General features: G+C 57.7%; 17 protein-coding genes. 5 read left to right on the forward strand and 12 right to left on the reverse strand.

The annotated features are described in order from the left end of the window. Window positions 1-177: 177 nt before the first annotated feature. Window positions 178-726: a hypothetical protein gene (locus tag AC13DD_RS08500; RefSeq protein ID WP_482931055.1), complete on the forward strand. Its 549-nt coding sequence runs from the start codon at window positions 178-180 to the stop codon at window positions 724-726. Here the strand turns inward: AC13DD_RS08500 and AC13DD_RS08505 are convergent. From AC13DD_RS08505 to AC13DD_RS08555, 11 genes are all read right to left on the reverse strand, one after another. Beyond that, entirely contained in the window at window positions 723-974 is a 252-nt protein-coding gene (locus AC13DD_RS08505) for a hypothetical protein (protein WP_008177267.1), read from the reverse strand. The two genes, AC13DD_RS08500 and AC13DD_RS08505, sit on opposite strands and share 4 nt — an antisense overlap. A 155-nt stretch (window positions 975-1129) precedes the next feature. Beyond that, a complete protein-coding gene (locus tag AC13DD_RS08510) occupies window positions 1130-1270 on the reverse strand; it encodes a hypothetical protein (RefSeq protein WP_008177269.1) in 141 nt (46 codons plus the stop codon). 107 nt (window positions 1271-1377) lie between these two features. Next, the gene (locus tag AC13DD_RS08515) at window positions 1378-1617 is read right to left on the reverse strand and encodes a sulfurtransferase TusA family protein (RefSeq protein ID WP_053113861.1); all 240 of its coding nucleotides are present in this window, start codon (window positions 1615-1617) and stop codon (window positions 1378-1380) included. Then, window positions 1610-1735, reverse strand: coding sequence for a hypothetical protein (locus tag AC13DD_RS08520; protein WP_264752631.1), 126 nt, complete (start codon window positions 1733-1735; stop codon window positions 1610-1612). Before AC13DD_RS08520 ends, AC13DD_RS08515 begins: the two co-directional genes overlap by 8 nt. Beyond that, window positions 1732-2904: a formate dehydrogenase subunit gamma gene (locus tag AC13DD_RS08525; RefSeq protein WP_008177275.1), complete on the reverse strand. Its 1173-nt coding sequence runs from the start codon at window positions 2902-2904 to the stop codon at window positions 1732-1734. Before AC13DD_RS08525 ends, AC13DD_RS08520 begins: the two co-directional genes overlap by 4 nt. Window positions 2905-2991: 87 nt before the next feature. After that, window positions 2992-3600 carry a formate dehydrogenase FDH3 subunit beta gene (gene fdh3B / locus AC13DD_RS08530; RefSeq protein ID WP_008177277.1) on the reverse strand — a complete coding sequence of 203 codons (609 nt, stop codon included), beginning with the start codon at window positions 3598-3600 and terminating at the stop codon, window positions 2992-2994. 15 nt (window positions 3601-3615) lie between these two features. After that, the gene (locus AC13DD_RS08535) at window positions 3616-6501 is read right to left on the reverse strand and encodes a formate dehydrogenase subunit alpha (protein ID WP_273017997.1); all 2886 of its coding nucleotides are present in this window, start codon (window positions 6499-6501) and stop codon (window positions 3616-3618) included. A 90-nt stretch (window positions 6502-6591) separates the two neighbouring features. Then, complete coding sequence (locus tag AC13DD_RS08540; RefSeq protein WP_008177284.1) at window positions 6592-6783, reverse strand: twin-arginine translocation signal domain-containing protein; 192 nt, start codon at window positions 6781-6783, stop codon at window positions 6592-6594. 40 nt (window positions 6784-6823) lie between these two features. After that, on the reverse strand, window positions 6824-7435 hold the full coding sequence (locus AC13DD_RS08545) for a TorD/DmsD family molecular chaperone (protein WP_482931056.1): 612 nt from the start codon (window positions 7433-7435) through the stop codon (window positions 6824-6826). A 109-nt stretch (window positions 7436-7544) separates the two neighbouring features. Further along, window positions 7545-8171 carry a DUF3306 domain-containing protein gene (locus tag AC13DD_RS08550; protein WP_014579229.1) on the reverse strand — a complete coding sequence of 209 codons (627 nt, stop codon included), beginning with the start codon at window positions 8169-8171 and terminating at the stop codon, window positions 7545-7547. Further along, window positions 8171-8749 (reverse strand): DUF3305 domain-containing protein, encoded by a 579-nt coding sequence (locus AC13DD_RS08555; RefSeq protein WP_482902064.1) that lies wholly within the window; start codon window positions 8747-8749, stop codon window positions 8171-8173. Before AC13DD_RS08555 ends, AC13DD_RS08550 begins: the two co-directional genes overlap by 1 nt. 143 nt (window positions 8750-8892) lie before the next feature. On the opposite strand from AC13DD_RS08555, the gene AC13DD_RS08560 reads away from it, so the two are divergent. The 4 genes from AC13DD_RS08560 to AC13DD_RS08575 are packed head-to-tail and all read left to right on the forward strand — an operon-like array spanning window position 8893 to window position 12912. Continuing rightward, window positions 8893-10872 (forward strand): 4Fe-4S binding protein, encoded by a 1980-nt coding sequence (locus AC13DD_RS08560; protein WP_482902065.1) that lies wholly within the window; start codon window positions 8893-8895, stop codon window positions 10870-10872. Window positions 10873-10889: 17 nt separating this feature from the next. Then, complete coding sequence (locus AC13DD_RS08565) at window positions 10890-11738, forward strand: Mrp/NBP35 family ATP-binding protein (RefSeq protein WP_008177290.1); 849 nt, start codon at window positions 10890-10892, stop codon at window positions 11736-11738. Next, the gene (locus AC13DD_RS08570; RefSeq protein WP_482902066.1) at window positions 11735-12439 is read left to right on the forward strand and encodes a biotin/lipoate--protein ligase family protein; all 705 of its coding nucleotides are present in this window, start codon (window positions 11735-11737) and stop codon (window positions 12437-12439) included. Before AC13DD_RS08565 ends, AC13DD_RS08570 begins: the two co-directional genes overlap by 4 nt. Next, window positions 12436-12912: a DUF6505 family protein gene (locus AC13DD_RS08575; RefSeq protein WP_008177294.1), complete on the forward strand. Its 477-nt coding sequence runs from the start codon at window positions 12436-12438 to the stop codon at window positions 12910-12912. Before AC13DD_RS08570 ends, AC13DD_RS08575 begins: the two co-directional genes overlap by 4 nt. On the opposite strand, the gene AC13DD_RS08580 is transcribed toward AC13DD_RS08575, so the two are convergent. After that, window positions 12913-14160 carry a molybdopterin-binding protein gene (locus AC13DD_RS08580; protein WP_053113871.1) on the reverse strand — a complete coding sequence of 416 codons (1248 nt, stop codon included), beginning with the start codon at window positions 14158-14160 and terminating at the stop codon, window positions 12913-12915. Between the last annotated feature and the right edge of the window lie 10 nt (window positions 14161-14170).

A 14170-nucleotide genomic window follows, 5' to 3' on the forward strand; every position in this document is an offset into this window, starting at 1 on the left:
TGTCGCTCGGCAGGCACAGGCCTGGCTGCGGATTTGTAAAACCTTCTTGCAATCACCATATTTCTGCGTCCACGAAATGATCCACCGATGGGGCTCGAGCCTATCGTTCAATGGCCATTGCTGGACGACCCGTGCAAGAAGTGAAAACCGGAAAAGACCGAGGCAAAGAATTGGATTGTGAAAAAAAAAGGCGCCTTCCTGGCTAGAAGGAAAAAGCATTCGACCCTGACCGCTGGGGTTTATTACCCGAAACCCGAAGCCATTGCGGCCGACTACTGGGGTGTCTTTGTTGATAATACGCCCTACATACTATTGGTGCCTGACGAAGATCGCAGTGCTCGCGAAAAGGCCGAGCGGCTGGCTGAATCAGCTAACTTCCGAACGTTGCTTGAAGCAACCCTGACAGCCTGTGAGCGGATTGAGGCGAAACCTGTTGATGGCCGCGCTGTGGATTGGGCCGAAAAGCTCACCGTGATCAGCGCCAGTCGCTCCGGAGACGTTGAGACGGGAACAAGAGAAATCGGCGAGATCAGGGCAATCCTGATGCCCGGTTGTCATCAGGCCGTGGCAGACACCCTGTGCATCGACGATACGCTGGCGACTGTGATCGATTCGAAATTTCCGCGAGTTTCGAATTTTGACGATCTTCCAGAACTTTCGGATCGAGACGTGAAAATGTCGCTGGGTAACCTGGAAGCCCGCAAGCATCCACGAGGTGGTCACTAGGGGCAGGTGCTCGCCGGGATTTCCGGAGTTTCCTGGAGGGGAATTGCGCAATCTTCCGGCAATGCGTCGGTCAGCTGCATCAGCAGATCTGTTGTGTGGCTCATCTGCTCGCTGAGTTGACTGTAATCAGTGCTCTGCTGATTCTCTGACTGCTGAGCGGCAAGCTGGTACTGCTTTTCGAGGATCAGGTCCTGCAGGAATCTTATTTGCCGGGCAGTCAGAATTACCGGTCGACTGTTGTCGCTCATTGTTTGGCCTTTTAGTCTGTATTAAATAGAAATGAGGGTAGGCTTACGGTGGTTTGCTTGCTATGGATCTGACGTTCCCGTGTTACATCAATGATCACGCTATTCCAGCATATGTCTCCGTTTTCACGCTGTTTGGGAGTGCCGGTACCACTCAGTCATTTCACAACACCGGATGCTGACTTGATCCGCCACTCGTGCCTCCAGAAGGTCATGGTTTCCGCAGCACCAGGAATCGACCGGGCCAGTCCCTCGACATTTTCAGGCATCATCATTTCCCACAGTGGGTCTGAACTCATCGGAATTCCAATTATTAGGAGTCCTAATTTAAGATAGGGGGTTGGCGCCTGATTTTCCAAGAGGGCGTGGTGAAGTGTAGGAAAAGATTGACGATTTCGATGCCGTTTTATGCCAGGGAAATGCGGTAACGAGTGACGCCAGCTTCTTCTTCTCTGGTCCATTCAATCCGGTGGCCGGTGATATCACAGAGGGCCTGAAGGTCCTTTCGGCCGGTGGGGTCATCCGCCAGGAAATCGACCAGTGTTCCGCCGGGCAGGTCTTTGGTCCGTTTTTTGAAGCGCAGGATGGGGAGAGGACATACCAGACCGACGGCGTCGATCTGGTATACCTCGGACTGATCAGTCAAGGCGAACGCTCTCTGCGCTGGTTTGTTCCGCCGACGACCAGCCAAATTGGTTCAGCACCATTGGTGCAGCCGTGGCAATGAGCAGGGCCGCGATAAAAGCCGAAATCATTACCTTCACGACGAACCTCCTTTGCCTTGTTTGGCTTCAACCTCAGCGACCCACAGATCGTGGTGTTGACGAGCCCATTCGAGATCAACCTGGCCGTTACCCATAGCGTCGAAGGCACCTTCCATGCCGACCGAGCCGATGTAGATGTGGGCAATGATGGCCAGCATCATCACAAACGCCACGATAGAGTGCCAGATGTTGGCATACTGCATCTCTTCGTGCGGCGTCAGCACTGTCGGCAAATCCGTTCCCAAAACAGTGTTCACGACGCCAAACGTCTTGGCAAACATTGGAATTTCAAACGGAAACAACAATGACAGGCCCGACAACGAGACTGAAAAACCCAGCAACATCACGGTCCAGAAAACAATTTTCTGACCGGCGTTGAACTTCCTCGCTGACGGATGGGCGTTGGTGAAGATGCCGCCGCCCACTTTGAGCCACTGCCAATCGAGCTTGTTGGGGATGTTGTGCGCCACCCACATGAAGAAGGTCATCACCAGCCCCAACATAAAGGCCCACGCAATGTTGTTGTGAAGCCATTTGGAGCCGGCAGCCAGAGTGGCAAAGGCCTCGGGCCCCATAACCGGAATGAGGAAACTGCGACCCATCAAGGTGATTAACCCCGTTATAGCTAATGCGACAAACGAGCCCGCCAACAGCCAGTGACCAAATCGTTCGATGGCTTTGAATCGTTCAACCGTGGTGCCCGCAGGGCCGCCTGTGATTTTGATTCTTCCGCGCACAAAATAGAACACTGCCAGTAGCGCAATGATAGCCAGGATTGCACTGCCACCGTAAGTGATGACCGGCCCCTCTCGTAACTTGTACCAGGGTATGCCTCCGTCCTGGATCAGGACGTCAGCGGCAGGCCCCCGGGCCTGGGTACTGGGGTCAATCTTGTTGTATCGAATGGCACGATAGATGTCGGAATCCGAGCGCCCTCCCAGGGTGCCGAGTCGACCACTGATCGGTGCCGCATTGGCAGGATTACCCAGGTTTTCCGAGCGAAAAGACTCGTCAATTTCCAACTGTTTTTGACGAGCCAGGATGTCTTCCAGGGTTTGAGCACCCCCGGTAGACGTGCGATCAACCGCGGGGGCCTCTTGCGCCCAGACAGGATTAAACACCAGTGTCGCCAGTGCAAGGACGACAGCACCTAACAACTTACGCTTCATGCGAGCACCCCAAAAGAATCAAGAAGAAGAGTTCGTTGCCGCCATGAGTTTTGCGGGGCCCGGGGGGCCCCGAAACTCATGGCGGGCTTAAGGGACCTTCTTCCCATAGGCCGTGCCCCATCCCCAGGCGCCGGAACCGAAACCACGGCTCACCACACGCTGGCGATAGATGTCTGCCACCTCGCTGCCATCACCGGCCAGCAGCGCTTTGGTCGAGCACATTTCGGCACAGATTGGCAGCTTGCCCTCGGCAATGCGGTTGCGGCCGTACTTGGTGAACTCAGCTGTTGAATTGTCTTCTTCAGGGCCGCCTGCACAGAACGTGCATTTGTCCATCTTGCCCCGGCTGCCAAAGTTGCCCGCCTGGGGGAACTGAGGCGCACCGAAGGGGCAGGCATAAAAACAATACCCACAACCAATACACAGATCCTTGGAGTGCAACACGATACCGTCTTCGGTCTGGTAGAAGACATCCACAGGGCAAACGGCCATACAAGGCGCGTCTGAACAGTGCATGCAAGCTACCGAGATCGAGCGTTCGCCAGGCTTACCATCTCCGATGGTCACCACGCGCCGGCGGTTGATACCCCAGGGGACTTCATTCTCATTCTTACAGGCCGTTACGCAAGCATTACATTCGATGCAGCGTTCGGCATCGACCAGGAATTTTGCGCGTGCTTTTCCCTCAAGTGCCATGATTTACACCTCTTGTTATGCCGGCATAATCGAACACAGGGTGGCTTTGGTCTCTTGCATCTGCGTGACCGAGTCATACCCGTATGTTTGAACCGTGTTGGTGGATTCGCCCAGAACGATGGGGTCTGCGCCCTTGGGATACTTGTCCCTCAGGTCCTTGCCTTGATAGTGCCCGCCAAAGTGGAATGGCATGAAGGCCACCCCCTCTCCGACACGTTCGGTCACCATGGCCTTGACCTTGATCCGCGCGCCTTCGGGGCCGGAAACCCAGACATCATTGCCGTCACGGATGTTCAGGTTGTTGGCATCGCGTGGGTTAACCTCGATGAACATTTCCTGTTGCAATTCAGCCAGCCAGGGGTTTGAGCGAGTCTCATCACCACCACCCTCATATTCGACCAGACGGCCGGAGGTAAGGATGATCGGGAACTCCTTGCTGAAGTCGTTCTTCTGAATGGACTCGTACAGGGTAGGCACCCGCCAGAAAGTCTTGTCTTCGTATGTCGGGTAATCCTTAACCAAATCACGACGGTTGGTATATAGCGGTTCGCGATGCAGCGGTATCGGATCCGGGAAGTTCCAGACCACGGTGCGGGCCTTGGCATTACCGAAAGGTGCGCACTCGTGCTTGATTGCCACACGTTGAATGCCGCCAGACAGGTCTGTCTTCCAGTTGGTTTCCGGGCCGGCCACGGCTTCAATACTGGCCCGCTCCTCAGCCGTCAGATCGCCATCCCAGCCCAGATCCATTAGCATCTGCATGGTGAATTCCGGGTAGCCGTCCTTGATCTCGGAGTTCTTCGAGTAGACGCCATCTGCCAACAGGCTTTCGCCATCACGCTCGACTCCGAAGCGGGCCCGGAACGTCAGGCCGCCTTCGGAAACCGGCAACGACATGTCGTACAGGTTGGCAGTGCCCGGATGGTTCATCTCCGGTGTGCCCCATGAAGGCCACGGTAAGCCGTAGAAATCACCATCACAAGGTCCACCGACTGCACGCAGCGTAGTCTTGTCGAAGTGGTGCTGATATTTCATGTGCTTCTTGAGGCGCTCAGGGGACTGGCCGGTGTAGCCAATGGTCCACATGCCACGGTTGAACTCGCGGGTGATGTCCTCAATCGACGGTTCGTCTCCATCAATGGCAATGTTGCGGAACATGCGATCGGTGAAGCCGAACTTGTCCGCAAACAGCTTCATGATTTCATGATCGACCTTGGAGTCGAACAGCGGCTCTACTACTTTTTCTCGCCACTGCAGAGAACGGTTCGACGCGGTTACCGAGCCGTAGGTTTCGAACTGGGTGGTCGTGGGCAGCAGGTAGGCACCCTCTTTGCGATCGTGGAGTACGGCAGAAACGGTCGGGAAGGGATCCACTACAACCAACAGGTCGAGCTTTTCCATCGCTTCCTTCATTTCCGTCATACGGGTCTGGGAGTTGGGCGCGTGGCCCCACAGCACCATGGCCCGGGTGTTGTCTGGCTGCTCCAGGTTTTCTTTGGCTTCCAGGACACCGTCAATCCATCGGGATACCGGAATGCCTTTCTCGTTCATCATGGCTTTGGATTTGCCGTTCTTGTCCCACACGGCAAAGCGGCCTTTCAGGTAGTCCAGATCCTCTTCCCAGACTCTTGACCAGTGGGCCCAGGCGCCAGCGGACAGACCATAATAGCCGGGCAGAGTGTCGGCGAGCACGCCCAAGTCGGTAGCACCCTGAACGTTGTCGTGCCCCCGGAAGATGTTGGTGCCACCGCCAGCAACGCCCATGTTGCCCAGTGCCAGTTGGAGAATGCAGTAGGCCCGGGTGTTGTTGTTACCATTGGTGTGCTGGGTACCACCCATGCACCAAATAACGGTACCCGGGCGGTTGTTGACCAGAGTGCGGGCCACACGCTCGAGTTGAGCGCCCGGAGCGCCGGTTACACGCTCGACTTCTTCCGGATTCCAGCGTTTTACTTCCTCACGAATCTCATCCATGCCCCACACCCGGGTGCGGATGAACTCTTTGTCTTCCCAACCGTTTTCGAAAATGTGCCAAAGTATGCCCCAGACCAGCGCAACGTCGGAGCCCGGACGAAAACGGACGAACTCATCGGCGTGCGCGGCAGTGCGTGTGAAACGCGGATCGCAGACGATGAGAGGTGCGTTATTCTCTTCCTTCGCCTTAAGCACATGTAACAGCGAGACCGGGTGCGCTTCGGCAGGGTTACCCCCGATGATGAAGATGGCTTTGGAGTTGTGGATGTCGTTGTAGGAATTGGTCATTGCGCCGTAGCCCCAGGTATTGGCTACGCCGGCGACGGTGGTGGAGTGACAGATCCGGGCCTGGTGGTCGACGTTGTTGGTGCCCCAGTAGGCCGCAAACTTACGGAAAAGGTAGGCCTGCTCGTTGTTGAACTTCGCGCTGCCCAGCCAGTAGACCGAGTCGGGCCCGCTCTCCTCGCGGATCTGAAGCATCTTGTCGCCGATCTCGTTGATGGCGGTATCCCAGGAGATTTTCTGCCACTGGCCGTTGACCATCTTCATGGGCGACTTGAGACGACGTTCGCCATGGGCACTCTCCCGTACAGAAGCCCCTTTGGCACAGTGAGCACCCAGATTGAAGGGGCTGTCCCAGCCTGGTTCCTGCCCGATCCATGTTCCATTCTGCACTTCAGCCTCGACCGTGCAGCCTACCGAACAGTGCGTACAAACGGATTTTTTGACGACGACTTCGCCACCCCCGGTCGTTGGGGCCGCAGCTTCAACCCGTCCCGATGACAGCGACAGTGCGGCCAGACCACCCACTGCCACGCCAGACGTTGTCAGGAACTGACGACGGTCCAGAGTCTTGGCAGCGAGAGAAGAAAGCAAAGAGCCTGCACGGGAGCCTTTCGCTACCCCGTTGGTCTTCTTCCTTAACATGTCGTTTACCTCTCTCTTTATTATTCTCGTTTTTTCGGAAAGCTGAATCTCTCAAGGGCCTTTCGCAACCTCGATCAACTCAAATCCCCGTTAAAAGCGAGCCGATTCGAAATACTTACGTGTGTGTTCGGTATCACGTAAACCGCGGCTTTTCGGCGCGTCTTGTCTGACGACCTCCGCTGCGGCGTTCGGTGCAACCGTCATTGCCACCGCAGCCGGTGCTGCAGCAGCGGCCATTTGCAGGAAACGGCGACGGCTGTTTTCACGCTTCGGGTTGTCCATTGGACACCTCCCCCTGGGTTAAGAGACCTTCAGGTCCCGGTTACTGAATTGCAAAGGCGTCGGCTTCCACCGCCATGAAGGCTCGCCCGAGCGAGCCGACCGGCGCGTAAAAAACGGCGCTTTGCGCTTCTTCCAAGTCGGTAAAAAACAGTGCTGCCCACTTCGCCAGGTGGGCATCAAAAAAAGCTTTCTGCGAGGGCAGCCCGCTATCGCAGGGAAACCCGCCGGTGATAATGCCCGCCATGATTTCACACAGAGTGCCGATATGGTCCTCTGGTTCTTTCACGTCACTGCGGGCTTTGATGCCCCTGGTCCGAAGGTCGGTTCGGAGTTCTGCCAGGGGTTTCTCGTTCAGGAAGCCGGTAAGGTAATAACTGGCATAGGGGAGCAGTTCTCCGCGACCGAGTCCGACAAACAGATTGTTGAACTCTCGCTCGGCGTCATACGGGTTGGTGCGTTCGGCGAGGGCTGCCAGGTTTTTGCAGGCCGAACCGAGTGGCGTCTCGTCGCCTTGTAATGAAGCCAGCCCTTTCAGCAATTCACTGGAGGGCGGGTCTACAAGCAGGACGCCAAGCAGCTGATAGATCTGGGCCCTGGCACGATCTTCTTCAGAGATCGAACGCGGGCACTGGATTTCCGCAGTGTTACTCAATTCCTGTTCCTTCTAATTATTATGTGCGGCCTGTCACGCTATTCTAGTACACAATCCAGAATATTGGCCTGACCGACCTTTAACTTGCTAATAGCTGAAACGTATTCTGCTAATAGTCAAAACGCATACGAGGACGGAATCGTGGTTCCGGCTCCTCTTCCGAGTAGGTCGCCTCTTCTTGGGCAAGCTGCTGCTCGGGAAGTTCCGTCGGCGTTGCCATATCTTCCAGTTCGGGACTGTCCTCAGAATCCGGTTCCTCGGCGGTTGTGGAATCAGGCCCTGCCAACGACGAGACTGCCTGCTTTTCCGACTGATCGTCCACGACGTCCGCGGCTTTTTTGGCTTTGTCGACGAGCCCCTCTCCAACCTTGTATAAAGTTTTCACTGTCTGTCCGGCCGTCGAGGCCAGTGTGTAGTCCTCATCGTAATCATTGAGGCCGTCCAGAACGGCCAGTACCGGGTTGGATTTCCAGAGTCCCCTCAGGGCCTTGCGGCGGAGGAACTCCGGAATTTCCTTGCGCATGAAACCGGTGATGTCCGTACCCAGCTCAATGTTTTCCGGGTCAGGCAGGCCATACTTCTCTAGCAGCTCGTGTTCCGGCAATGCTTCATTGATTGCCAGTTCCTGCTCCTCCGGGGCTGGCTCAGCCTCGATAACCGGAGGAGGGGATGGTTCCGGGCGCTTGGCGGCTTCGGCCTTCTTGCGAGCCCAGCGCTGAAGACGTGATTCGGCCATCACTGAATTCTCGGCTTTTTGATGTTCGAGGGAGCACGAAAAACGTCACTTTCCTGACGTATGCGCGGGTCGCCCTTGGCGTCCTCAACGCCATCCACGCGGACTTCGTCGCGACGACGTTTTTTGAACGGCTCCTCGATATAGTGCATATCGATAAACTCTTTTATCCAGGCTGCAAGGGATTCAGGAATAGGAACCGCCTCGACAATGCTTTCGCCACTGTCGAGGGCATCCAGAGCCTCATGGGCGCTGGCTGTGACGGTGCTGACAACCCACCCGGACGGCGACTGGCTCGTTACATCTTTGTCCAGGATGATCCAGACCGAAGGGGCAGCCATGTTCAGGGAGACCAGATAGCCTTCAACATCGGCCCGGAACAGCTCCATCGTAACCGTGCCCGCGTGGTAATCGACCACGTCGCCCTCGCGAACCAATTCTTTCCAGAATGCATCAGGTGCACCAGGTATGACGGCAACCGGCTTCCAGATTTCTTTTACCCAGCGAGTGACGCCCGGGGATCGACGAACGACAGCGCCAACCCTCAGCTCGCGTTTCCACTGTTCTGTACGACTACTCATGGTGCTTCTCATTTTTTGTTATAGCGTAAAACTAGCAGGGCCCAAAAGATTATCCAATTGTCCAAAAGATAATGCCTGTGGCATGCTCGAAAAGCGATACGTAAGCGTATACGTATAAAAACAACGAAAGAGTCAATTTCCTGATGACGGCACATAAGACCTTATTACTATGTAGCTGCGACAAATCACAGACCTTCGATTCAGAGGCCCTGCGCAAAGCCGCGGCCGCGGATCAGGTCATCGCAGTGGATCAACTGTGCGGCAACGAAATGAGTATTGCCGCCGAGCACCTGGGCGCCAGCAGTGACGTGCTTATTGCCTGTGGCCAGCAGGCGGCTTTTTTCGAGCGCCTTGCGGAGGACGTTTACGCCGAGACCCAGCACTCAGCGCCGCTCCAATCCATTGATATCCGGGATCGCGCCGGCTGGAGTGCCCCCGACGCGAAGCCCGAACGGTTGCACGCCAAGCAGGCCGCCCTGGTTGCCGCTGCCCAGCTGCCGGCACCAATGGCGCCGGCAAAAACCATCCAGTCCAGCGGCGTGTGCTGCATTGTGGGTCCCACCGAACAGGCCATAAGGATGGCCGGACTGGTGCAGGACGAACTGGGCGTGACCTGCATTGTTAATGATGCCGGCCCGATCCAGCTGCCATCTGCTGCCTACGACGTGGCCAAAGGGCAGTTGACGGGCGCCTACGGCGCACTGGGCAATTTCAAGCTGGAATTTGCGCACCTGCAACCCCTGCATCCGGCCGGTCGCGGTAAGCTGGGTTATGAGGCAGCCAAGCCCACCGCCCGCAGCGAATGCGACGTGTTCATCGATCTGCGTGGCGGTGCCCCGGCATTTCCCAGCCACGAGAAGCGCAACGGTTACTTCTGGGCCGACCCGAAGAAGACCGGCGAGCTGGAGCGCATTGCCCTGACGGCCAGGGAAATGGTGGGTGAGTTCGAAAAAACCGTGTACTTCAGGCTCGAAGAGTCGCTCTGCGCGCACTCCCGGGCCAACAAGCCCGGTTGTACCCGTTGCCTGGATGTATGCCCGACGGAAGCCATTTTCTCCTTTGGCGACCATATTCAGATCGATTCGGACATTTGCGCCGGCTGTGGCTCCTGCGCCGCCGTTTGTCCCACCTCTGCGGTGACCATGAATGAGACGCCATTCGAGGCGATCACCAAGGCTGTTGAAGTGATGGCCAAGGTCTATCGCGAGCATACTCACGAATCGCCACGCCTGGTGTTCCATACCCTGGAGGCTGGCACAGAGGCCATTGCCAACCTGGCCCGCTACGATAATGGCCTCGCGGATGATCTGATCCCGATGGGGCTCGAGCATGTCGACCGGATTGGGCACGCTGAAATCATGGCGGCGTTCGGCGCCGGCTACGCCGAGGTTCTGATCCTTGCGGACAATGAGCTGGATCGCCGGGCGGTGACTGCGGAAGTGGAACTGGCCCAGGCCATGCTCAAAGGCACCCACAACTCGCCGAGCCGGGTGCGGGTCATTTCCGCCATCGAACTCTGCGATGCGGGTGACAATGCCGGGCGAGTGAGCGATCCGGTTCTGCTGGTTGGCGGTCGCCGGGATATCACACGGGTGACAGTGGCTGCGATGTCGGACAAGATCGAAGAGCCGATTCCGCTCCCTGTAGGCGCGCCATACGGTGCGATCGAAATTGATTCCGATAAATGCACGCTCTGCCTTGCCTGTGTATCACTCTGCCCGACGGGCGCCCTTGGTGACCACCCGGATCGCCCCGAGGTCCAGTTCACGGAAAACGCCTGTGTCCAGTGTGGTATCTGCGAGAGTACCTGCCCTGAGACCGCCATCACCCTGAAGCCCCAGCTGGATGTGTCCAAGGCGGCGCTGAGTGCCCGGGCATTGCACGGTGAGGAGCCATTCGAATGCATCAAGTGCGGAACCCCGTTCGGCGTTGCCAGCACCATTAACCGGATCGTCGAGAAACTGGAAAACCAGCACTGGATGTACAAGAACTCTGATAACGTGCAGCTGATCAAGATGTGCGACGACTGTCGGGTCAAATCCCAGTTCCATGGTGACAACGCACCCATGGCGGCCGGTGAACGCCCCAGGGTCCGCACCAGTGATGATTATCTGGACAGCTAAAAACAACAGGACACATCATGGTTGAGTACACCGAAGTAGGAAAAAAACCGAACCTGATCGGAACCGACGCTCCCCGGCCTCAGGACAAAAACCCCAGGGGCGTTGATCGGATCATCGCCATCGCCTCGGGCAAGGGTGGCGTTGGCAAATCCACCGTGTCGTCCAACCTGGCGGTTGCCCTGGCCTCGAAAGGTCTCAAGGTCGGCCTGCTGGACGCCGACGTCTACGGCCCGAGCCAGCCCCGCATGCTGGGGGTTTCCGGTCGGCCGTCCAGCCCGGATGGAAGCACCATCCTGCCGCTGAGAAACCACGGCGTAACGCTGATGTCCCTGGGCCTGATGGCCCCGGAAGACGAAGCCATCGTCTGGCGCGGGCCGATGCTGATGGGCGCCCTGCAACAGATGATGAACCAGGTGGAATGGGGACGGCTGGATGTGCTGCTGGTGGATCTGCCGCCGGGCACGGGCGATGTCCAGATGACCCTGAGCCAGAAGTTCTTTGTTGCAGGAGCGGTTATCGTCTCGACGCCCCAGGACATCGCCCTGATGGATGCCCGCAAGGGTATTGATATGTTCAAGCGGATGGATGTGCCGCTGTTCGGGTTGATTGAAAACATGGCCTCGTTTATCTGCGATGGCTGCGGCAAAGAGCACCATCCGTTCGGACACGGTGGCGCGCGGGCGGAAGCCGAGAAACTCGGTTCGCCGTTCCTGGGAGAGATTCCGCTGGATCTCGATATCCGGGTGGGATCGGATGGCGGAGTGCCGATTGTGGTATCCAAGCCGGATAGTCCCCAGGCGCAAGCGTTCCAGCGCATCGCCGATGAAATTGTTGCCTCTGACGTCTACGCCCGGGCCATCCAATGATCGATACACCCCAGTTCCCACCGTTACTGACCGGGGAGGTGGTACCCAGGCACACCGACCCTTTTGACAAGGCCGTGAGCCGGGCCATTGCGGGCGTTGACTCCGGCACGGTGTTCTACTCCGAGCAAGGCGACAGCCTGCGTGCGGCCCTGGTGCTGGCGCCGGAAACACCCCTGGAAGAGGCCATTCAGGCGGTCTATGTCGCCCAGATAGGTCTGGCCGAGAGTCTGGGTGCTCTGGCCCCGCCCGAAGTCCCCGTACACTTTGTATGGCCCGACCGCATCAAGGTCAACGGAGCTGTCTGCGGAATCGTCCGGTTTGCTGCGGACGTGTCTGATCCGAAAGCGCATCCTAACTGGTTGGTCATTGGCGTTGAGGTGCCCTTTATCCCGATGACCGACGAGCCGGGAGAAAATCCGAACGAAACCTGTCTGTACGAAGAAGGCTGCGTTGAAATCACGCCCATGGCCCTGTTGGAAAGCTGGTCCAAACACACGCTGTTGTGGCTGACCTACTTTATGGACAGTGGCTTCGAGCGGGTGCACAACGAATGGCGGCCCCGCTGTGACACGTTGGGCAAGACAATCGAACGGCCCCGGCCCGGACTTTTTGTTGGCCTGGATGAGAAAGGCCGGATGCTGTTGCGTCAGGATGTGATGACCGAGACATTGAGCTTGATTGAATTCGCGGAGCACGTATGAAGCTGGCCCGAACCCTGCAATTGGATATATCGGACGAGAACGTATTTGAAAAGCCTGCGCCCAGCGGCGAATGGGCGATCTCCGGTGGCTTCGAGTTTTCCAACTGGACCGAAGCAGACCTGAAAGGGAAAGCCCGCCAGGCGTTCACTAATGGCTGGTACAGCATTGAGTCTGGCGGCCGCGCCAGTTTCGTGGGTGTATGCAATATCACCGAGCCGGAACTGGAGCAGGTGCGACGAACCCTCGCCCAGACATTTGTTGACCATTATGGCGCGCCGAGTATTGATGCTGCCTATCCGGTGGCCTGTGCAGAAATCGATCAGATGCGCAACATGTGTGAAGACTTCGAGGACAACACCTTGCTGATGGTCAGCCGCACGCTGACCGAGCTGGGTGTCGAGGAAACCTACCGTTCCCGGGGGCCGCAGGATGCTTCACTGGAGGCCTTTGCGGTGCACGGCAGCGTTGACTGATTACAGCCCGAAGCTGCCGTAGGGAATAAACCGCACGGGGGTGCCCGGCTCTATCTGCTGGGCGCTTTCATCCAGTTCCACCAGTCCGTCGGACCAGGCCAGGCCGGTCACCCGGCCGGAGCCTTCCGAACCGAACACCTCAACCTGCCCATCCCGAACCCGTGCCCGCAGCATCTCGCTGCGCCCGGGTTTTTTGTTCTTGGAAAAATTGGCCGGCATCACATAGGCCTGTGGCTCAAACCATTCCGCGCCTGCCAACAACGCCATGGCCGGAGCACCAAACCGCAGGGCACAGACCCAGGCGGCCACCGGATTACCCGGCAGCCCAACGACCGGCGTGCCCTGGAACATGGCGAGCGCCAGAGGCCGGCCGGGTTTAATGGCGATGCGCCAGTTGCTGATGTCGCCATGGGCTTTCAGTGTTTTTGACACGTGGTCTTCGTCGCCGGCAGACACGCCACCGCTGGTCAGGATCAGGTCGCAGTGTTCCGCGCCGCGCTCAAGCGCTGCTTTCACCTCTTCGGCCCGGTCCAGCGCATGGCCTAGATCCACGAGCTCGTAGCCCAGTTGCGAAACCAGGGCGCTGAGCATAGGGCGGTTGGCGTCGTAAATCTGCCAGTCGGTAACAGTTGCCCCGACCGGTTTCACTTCATCACCAGTGGACAGCACACCAACTCGCAGTCGTTGATAGATGTCGACGGATTCCACGCCCACGCTGGCTAGTACCGAAATCTGGGTCGGGCTCAGGCGGGTTCCGGTTGTGAGGATCTTGTCCTTTGCCTTTATGTCTTCTCCGGCTTTGCGGGCATTGGCGCCTGCTTTTAGCGTGCCGTTCAGGTGCAGATGGCCATCCGCGACATCGCAGTCTTCTTCCAGAACCACGGTATCTGTGCCGGCTGGAATGACCGCTCCGGTCAGAATCCGGATTGCGTGGCCTTCGGGCACCTGGCCTGTGTATGGCTCACCGGCGGCACTGCGACCTTCGACCAGGGGTAGGGTGCAGGGCACGTCCGTCACCGGTCCGGCCAGGGCATAGCCGTCGACGGCGGAATTGTTGCTTGGGGGATGAGCCCGGGGCGCATGGACATCGTTTGCCAGGATGCGGCCGTTTACCTGGGAGAGGGGAACGGCGCGCTCAATCTCCACCACAGGATGTAACCGTGAACGCAAACGCTCAAGGGCCTCTTCAACCGGGGTCCAGTTGACGCCGGGGGGTAGGGCAAAGCAGTCGTTGCGAAGCGGTTTCATGGATCTTCGG

It is taken from the genome of Marinobacter sp. L-13, from assembly GCF_056857715.1.

Coding starts and splice junctions, on each gene's coding strand:
- AC13DD_RS08510 (WP_008177269.1), bottom strand. CDS start 1,270: ATGAGTTCAGACCCACTGTGGGAAATGATGATGCCTGAAAATGTCGAG.
- AC13DD_RS08580 (WP_053113871.1), bottom strand. CDS start 14,160: ATGAAACCGCTTCGCAACGACTGCTTTGCCCTACCCCCCGGCGTCAAC.
- AC13DD_RS08535 (WP_273017997.1), bottom strand. CDS start 6,501: ATGTTAAGGAAGAAGACCAACGGGGTAGCGAAAGGCTCCCGTGCAGGC.
- AC13DD_RS08555 (WP_482902064.1), bottom strand. CDS start 8,749: ATGAGTAGTCGTACAGAACAGTGGAAACGCGAGCTGAGGGTTGGCGCT.
- AC13DD_RS08525 (WP_008177275.1), bottom strand. CDS start 2,904: ATGAAGCGTAAGTTGTTAGGTGCTGTCGTCCTTGCACTGGCGACACTG.
- AC13DD_RS08505 (WP_008177267.1), bottom strand. CDS start 974: ATGAGCGACAACAGTCGACCGGTAATTCTGACTGCCCGGCAAATAAGA.
- AC13DD_RS08575 (WP_008177294.1), top strand. CDS start 12,436: ATGAAGCTGGCCCGAACCCTGCAATTGGATATATCGGACGAGAACGTA.
- AC13DD_RS08565 (WP_008177290.1), top strand. CDS start 10,890: ATGGTTGAGTACACCGAAGTAGGAAAAAAACCGAACCTGATCGGAACC.
- AC13DD_RS08570 (WP_482902066.1), top strand. CDS start 11,735: ATGATCGATACACCCCAGTTCCCACCGTTACTGACCGGGGAGGTGGTA.
- AC13DD_RS08560 (WP_482902065.1), top strand. CDS start 8,893: ATGACGGCACATAAGACCTTATTACTATGTAGCTGCGACAAATCACAG.
- fdh3B (WP_008177277.1), bottom strand. CDS start 3,600: ATGGCACTTGAGGGAAAAGCACGCGCAAAATTCCTGGTCGATGCCGAA.
- AC13DD_RS08550 (WP_014579229.1), bottom strand. CDS start 8,171: ATGGCCGAATCACGTCTTCAGCGCTGGGCTCGCAAGAAGGCCGAAGCC.
- AC13DD_RS08540 (WP_008177284.1), bottom strand. CDS start 6,783: ATGGACAACCCGAAGCGTGAAAACAGCCGTCGCCGTTTCCTGCAAATG.